This is a genomic window from Paenisporosarcina sp. P4_D4 (assembly GCF_056401835.1).
This window is the reverse complement of sequence record NZ_JBFUIO010000135.1, coordinates 1-4939: the sequence shown is the minus strand read 5'-3', so window position 1 is coordinate 4939 and position 4939 is coordinate 1. Positions and strand designations below refer to the sequence as shown.

At 40.3% G+C, this 4939-nt stretch carries 4 protein-coding genes; 1 reads left to right on the top strand and 3 read right to left on the bottom strand.

The window, feature by feature from the left end; translation table 11 throughout:
• Nucleotides 1-185: 185 nt before the first annotated feature.
• Both AC1DSL_RS15700 and AC1DSL_RS15695 read right to left on the bottom strand, forming a co-directional pair.
• A complete protein-coding gene (locus AC1DSL_RS15700) occupies nt 186-1493 on the bottom strand; it encodes a DRTGG domain-containing protein (protein ID WP_342543739.1) in 1308 nt (435 codons plus the stop codon).
• Between the two features lie 106 nt (nt 1494-1599).
• Nucleotides 1600-2280, bottom strand: a complete 681-nt coding sequence (locus AC1DSL_RS15695) for a metal-dependent hydrolase (protein WP_477532899.1) — start codon at nt 2278-2280, stop codon at nt 1600-1602.
• Between the two features lie 107 nt (nt 2281-2387).
• On the opposite strand from AC1DSL_RS15695, the gene AC1DSL_RS15690 reads away from it, so the two are divergent.
• The gene (locus AC1DSL_RS15690) at nt 2388-3488 is read left to right on the top strand and encodes a M24 family metallopeptidase (protein ID WP_477532898.1); all 1101 of its coding nucleotides are present in this window, start codon (nt 2388-2390) and stop codon (nt 3486-3488) included.
• A gap of 403 nt (nt 3489-3891) precedes the next feature.
• On the opposite strand, the gene ald is transcribed toward AC1DSL_RS15690, so the two are convergent.
• Nucleotides 3892-4939, bottom strand: a 1048-nt coding sequence (gene ald, locus AC1DSL_RS15685; protein WP_477532897.1) for an alanine dehydrogenase, incomplete at its 5' end; no start/stop codon positions are given.

The window sequence follows — 4939 nt, the reverse complement described above, 5'->3', positions numbered from 1 at the left end:
TCTTATTTCCCACAACATTAACGTATGTTATCTCAGGGATATTTATTGTTATTGGTTTGTTCACCATGGTTAATTATTATCGTGTGGCCAAACATTACGGTCAATTTGTAGAAGAAGAATTTCGTTTGAACAAAAAGTGATGCTGTCCAGCATCACTTTTTTTATTGCCATTCTGAGGTTTGACCCTATCTTTCAAGCAACTGGAACATCATCATAGCCTTCCCGACTAAAAGAGTACCATGGAACACATCAAACTCCATTTTCACAAACTTCCGACTCATGTCCAATATTCGAGGACGTACCGTCAACACACTATCCATCTGAACAGGTTTGATAAAATAAATCGTCATGTTCTCAGCGACACTATCTCCACGTTTTCTGTTTTTCATCGCGTAATTACCCGCTTCAGCCAACAGGGTGGTAAATGCTCCATATGAAATGGCCCCAAATTGATTCGTCATTTGCGGCGTCACGGTAAACTCGACTGCGAGTTCATCTTCTTGAAGGACTTTCATTTGATTTTTGACAATATCATCAATCGTTTCACCATGTTGCGGCTGTCGTTGYGCCAGCTGCAATGCTTTTAAGACATCCTGGCGACTGATAACCCCTTCGAGAATGCCGGAATCATTGACCACCGGCATTAAGTCGATGCCTTCCCAAATCATCCGATGCCCAGCAGTAGCAACACTCGTTTTCATCGTGACTGTGATAGGATTTTTTGTCATGACTTTTTCGATGGATTCACCATAATTTTTCCCTATAACGTCTCTTGCCGTAACGATGCCAACATTTTTTTGATTGGCATCCACCACTGGAAATCCACCATGCCTTGTTTGTGCATTTTTGTTATGATACGCTTTCACGTCGTCGGTTACACGCAAGAAATCTGTTTCCTGAAACGGCACATAAATATCTTCAATGAATAAAATTTCTTTTTTAATTAATTGATCATAAATGGCACGATTAATCATCGTGGCAACTGTAAATGTGTCATAACTTGTGGAGATAATCGGCAACTCTAATTCATCCGCCACTTTTTTCAAAGATTCCGAGGCTTCAAATCCACCCGTTATCAATACAGCCGCTCCTGCTTTCAAAGCTGTAAAATGGGCTTTCGCCCGGTTTCCGACGATTAGTAGACTGCCCGCATCGGTGTATCGCATCATGTCCTCTAATTGCATCGCACCAATAACAAACTTGGTCAGCGTTTTATGCAGACCATTCTTTCCACCCAATACTTGGCCATCCACAATATTTACAACTTCCGCAAAAGTCAGACGTTCGATATTTTCTTTCTTTTTCTTTTCAATACGAATAGTCCCAACCCGCTCAATCGTGCTGACATAACGTTGAGTTTCAGCTTCTTTGATAGCACGATATGCAGTACCTTCACTCACCTGAAGTTCTTTTGCTATTCGTCTTACTGAGATTTTATCTCCCACGGGTAAAGACTCAATATATTGTAATATTTGTTCGTGTTTTGTAGCCATGAATTCACCTATTTCCCAAACAATCGTTCTGTTCTTAGTGTATCACAAAGCCGTCTTTTTAATTAAATAAAAAAACACAGGAAGTCAGTGACTTCCGTGTTTTGGATTACAATTCTACTCCGTCCCCAGCATTCAGGATATGGACCATGGCATCTTTGACAGCTGCCTTAAAGTCTTGAGGATCTTGTTTGATTGGCGGGAACGTATTAAAGTGAATCGGCACGACAGCTTTTGGTTTCAATAACTCGACCGCATAGGCTGCGTCATCAATACCCATCGTGAAGTTGTCGCCTATTGGTAAAAACGCCAAATCAATAGGATGTCTTTCACCAATCAATTTCATATCACCAAATAATGCAGTATCTCCTGCATGGTAGACCGTTTTCCCTTCAGCCATAAATAAAATTCCTGCTGGCATTCCGGTATAAATAATTTCTTGATTTTCCGTTTCATAGGATGACCCATGGAAAGCCTGAGTAAATTTAACTTTCCCGAATTCAAATTGTCTTGCTCCTCCAATATGCATTGCATGTGTTTTCACACCTTGCCAAGACAAGTACTCTGCAAGTTCAAATGGAGCAACAACTAATGTGTCATTCGCTTTTGCAATCGCTACCGTGTCCCCTACATGATCATTATGACCGTGCGTCAATAAAATGACATTTGGCTTTTCATTTTCTGCTATTAAATCAGTCAAGTCGTTTCCTGTAATAAATGGGTCAATCAATATCGTATAATCACCCGTTTTTATTTTGACAACTGAATGTCCGTGAAATGATACATACATAAGTTTGAACCTCCTTTATTTTGCTATTTGATAAGTATACGATAAAAATGTCGAATCTCCTTTTTTTTGATATGCTAGAGGAGATAAAGTTATAAAGGAGTGCTTATATGAGCAAAATCAATCAAATCTCTTCGTATTTAAAACAAAATAATATAGACGCTGCATTTATTACAACACCCGACAACGTATTTTACGTATCGGGTTTCCACAGCAATCCCCATGAACGTTTGTTGGGTGTTGTGGTATTCCAAAATGCAGAACCGTTGATGATTTGTCCTAAAATGGAAGTGCCTGACGCAAAAGCAGCAGGTTGGTCTTTTGATACAGTAGGCCATCAGGATACAGACAATCCTTGGCAACTATTAAAAGAAGCCATCGAAAAGAAAGGAATCACAATCTCCCAACTTGCCATTGAAAAATCGCATATGACGGTTGAACGTTTGGAAGCACTTCAGGAACTGTTCCCTCAAGCATCGTTTACGCGATTGGACGACCAGTTGAATGCCATGCGAGTGGTCAAGGATGAAAAAGAATTGGAAATCTTACGTCAAGCAGCTGCTTATGCAGATTATGCAATCGAAGTGGGTGTCAGCGAAATTGCTGAAGKCAAAACGGAGCTTGAAATTCTGACAGCGATTGAACTGGCAATGAAGAAAAAAGGAATTTCCCATATGTCATTTGATACGATGGTATTGAGTGGTCCAAAAACCGCGTCACCACACGGTAAACCAGGTGACCGTAAAATTCAAAAAGGTGATTTCGTCCTGTTTGATTTAGGCGTCATTTACAAAGGATACTGTTCAGATATTACCCGTACTGTATCTTTCGGCGAGCCATCTGACGCTCAAAAAGAAGTGTATGAAACTGTAAGAAAAGCAGAGCAAGATGCAGTGGATGCTGTAAAACCAGGTGTTCGTGCGATGGATCTAGATAAGATTGCACGTGACGTGATTACGGAAGCAGGATACGGTGAATTCTTTACCCATCGCCTCGGACATGGTCTAGGAATTTCTGTACATGAATTCCCTTCTGTAACAGGAAATAATGAAATGGAATTGATCGAAGGCATGGTCTTCACAATTGAACCTGGAATCTATGATCCGAATATCACGGGCGTTCGTATAGAAGATGATGTTGTTGTCACTAAAGATGGCGTCGAAGTCCTTACGAAGTACCCGAAAGAATTGGTTATCATTCCGACAGCATAAATACTTATATAAAACATAAAAGACCTGTATCGCTTTTTGAGCGATACAGGTCTTTTATGTTGGAATGAAATCAAGAAACAACTATATAGATGCGGTGCAATAAATCATTTTTTCAAAAAGGCTCTGTTAAACTATATTGTTGAATTCTTTTCCAATTTGGACGAATGGCCAATATCTTCCGACGAGTAATCGCAGGAGCACATGATTTCGCCGCCTTCCACTACACTCACCAAAGAGAACAGTAATAGATATGGAGCATCACTGCGACGAGTAACCGCAGGAGCAAAATAGTCTTGAACATCACACTAGGAAAGCGTAGCTGTTTTTCGGAATATCAACAGCAACAATTAACATAGCCCACAAAAAAGCCCCTTCTCACTTTGCAGCTAAAAGGGGCTTCATCTTATTTATTTAATAGTTGTTCAACGGCAACGTATGGAAGTCCTTGTGCGTCAGCAACTGCTTGATAAGTTACATGTCCTTCAAGTGTGTTAATACCTTTTAGAAGCGCACTGTTATCTAAACTAGCTTGTACATAACCTTTGTTTGCAATTTGAACAGCATAAGGAACTGTTACGTTCGTCAAAGCCATTGTAGATGTACGTGGAACTGCACCCGGCATATTCGCAACTGCGTAATGAACTACACCATGTTTTTCATAAGTTGGTTGGTCATGCGTTGTAATACGGTCAGAACTTTCAAAAATTCCGCCTTGGTCAATAGCAATGTCGACTACAACTGAACCAGGTTTCATTGATTTGATCATTTCTTCTGTTACAAGTTTCGGAGCTTTAGCCCCTGGAATTAATACAGCTCCAATTACAAGATCAGAATCTTTAACTGATTCCGCAATGTTGAATGGATTTGAGATTAATGTTTGTACATCACGACCGAATAAGTCTTCCAGTTGGCGAAGGCGATCTGGACTTAAATCGATGATTGTCACATCTGCGCCMATTCCGATAGCTACACGTGCAGCGTTTGTTCCTGCAATACCGCCACCGATGATTGTTACTTTACCACGGGATACACCAGGTACTCCACCTAATAAAATTCCCATACCACCATGGATTTTTTCTAAGAATTGAGCACCAATTTGAGTGGACATGCGACCAGCCACTTCACTCATTGGTGTTAACAATGGCAATGAGTTGTTTGGAAGTTGAACAGTTTCGTATGCAATTCCAACTACTTTATTATCGACCAAAGCTTGAGTCAATTCAGGTTCAGGTGCTAAATGTAAGTACGTGAACAAGATTAACCCTTCACGGAAGTAACCATATTCAGAAGCAATTGGTTCTTTTACTTTCATGACCATATCTTGAGACCAAGCTTCGGTTGCGGTTGCAACAATTGTTGCCCCTGCATCTGAGTAAGCTTCATCTGTAAATCCAGAACCAAGTCCAGCTCCTGCTTCGATAAATACTTCATGACCGAAAACAGATAAGTTA

What these genes read in the sequence shown, in the direction of transcription:
- AC1DSL_RS15695 (WP_477532899.1), bottom strand. Translation starts at nt 2,280, where the DNA reads ATGTATGTATCATTTCACGGACATTCAGTTGTCAAAATAAAAACGGGT.